The sequence below is a fragment of the Bartonella sp. AP258QHHD genome (assembly GCF_042196145.1).
Taxonomy (GTDB): Bacteria; Pseudomonadota; Alphaproteobacteria; order Rhizobiales; family Rhizobiaceae; genus Bartonella.
Window position 1 is genome coordinate 1 of record NZ_JBHIPR010000072.1, and the last position, 1486, is coordinate 1486.

Genomic DNA, 1486 nt, shown 5'->3' on the forward strand with positions numbered 1-1486 from the left:
ATCAGACACTCCTGTAATCTTTTTACCCCCAGCATCTATCCCAGAAATGATTATTTTCGGTCCACCTGTAATCACTAAGCCCGTTGCGTCTAAGGTACTGCTTCCTGCAGTTACTTTATTGACTGCGATTTCCTTAGCTAGATCAAATTTTATATTATTGTCATCTTTGCCTTTTGTAATCGTAAGATTTGTACTTCCAGCGGAAAAATCTACCGCGCTGTCCATGATAACGCTCTTACCATCCTTACCCCCAACAGATAGTTTCCAACCGCCATTTCTCACGACACTTTCTAAGTCTTTTAACTGTACAACATTTACTGCATCAGTAGGGTCACTACCAGCTGCTACACCTATAATCTGCCGCGTCACGCCCGTACTTTTGCTACCAACACTAACGGCACCCTGCGTACTTTTCCATTGCGCTTCAGTGCTTTTTGTCGCCCCCTGCAGCGAAGAAGCATATCCTGGAAGACCTAGAGCCCTATCAGCGATAACATTACTTCCTATAGCAACACCACCTTGTACAGAAACTATAGAACTGGCACCTATTGCGATACTGCTTGGAGCAAAAGCGTAAGACATGGAACCTATAGCAATACTAGATTCACCTATTCCACTTGCCTGATTACCCATAGCAATACTATACAGCGCCTCCTTTGTTACAGATGCATTGTAACCAAGAACAATCCCCTTTTCTGCATAATTCTTCGCGCCATAACCAAGAGCCATTGCATAATCACCAGTTGCAAGTACTCTATTTTTTTCATCAATATCCTGTTCTTTAGATCCAGGACTAGCTCCAACACCACCGATTGCAATGCTATAAACACCTTCCGTTTTTGCCCCCCGCCCCAAAACAACAGTACCATACACGGCCTTAGGTGACTCTGCCATATAACCAATAACAGTACTCCAACCATCACCAGCTTTTGCTCTGTACCCGATAGCAACAGAACCGTATACACCTCTCCCATCAACACTACCAACCACATCGTCACCAATAAAAACACCCCACTTGCTGTTTGTATAATTAATCCCACTACCCAAAATAATATTGTTATTTTGAGAACGTTGCATTCCTGCAGTTCCGCCCCGCAAAAGGTCAGAAACATTAACAGGGATTGCATTCTCATTATTCCCTGCAAACTGTTGGGCTGTAGAGCTATCACGAACAAGCGACCGTGGACTAATGAGAGACTTTTTATATTGCTCGTCTGTACCTAGGGTTCTTACCAATAAATTTTTGCTATCTTCCGCAAGAACATTTACGATAGGACTCTTATCACCCTTACCAGAAAAGGTTTTGGTTAAAAAATTTGCATAATCTTCAGAAGCATTCAAACCAGCAACAGAGAGAAGGCTTTGTGGATAAGATACACCAGCACTTTTTACACCTTCAAGAAACGTGTTTCTAAAATCAGGATTTGCTGAAAAAACAGGCGTAACATTCGATAAGAATGTAGCCGCTATAGCCAACGAAAGAACT

1 pseudogene is annotated in these 1486 nt (G+C 42.5%); it reads right to left on the minus strand.

From position 1 onward, the window contains the following. Window positions 1-1486, minus strand: a pseudogene (locus ACFIMM_RS08230) (hypothetical protein); the annotation flags it as partial.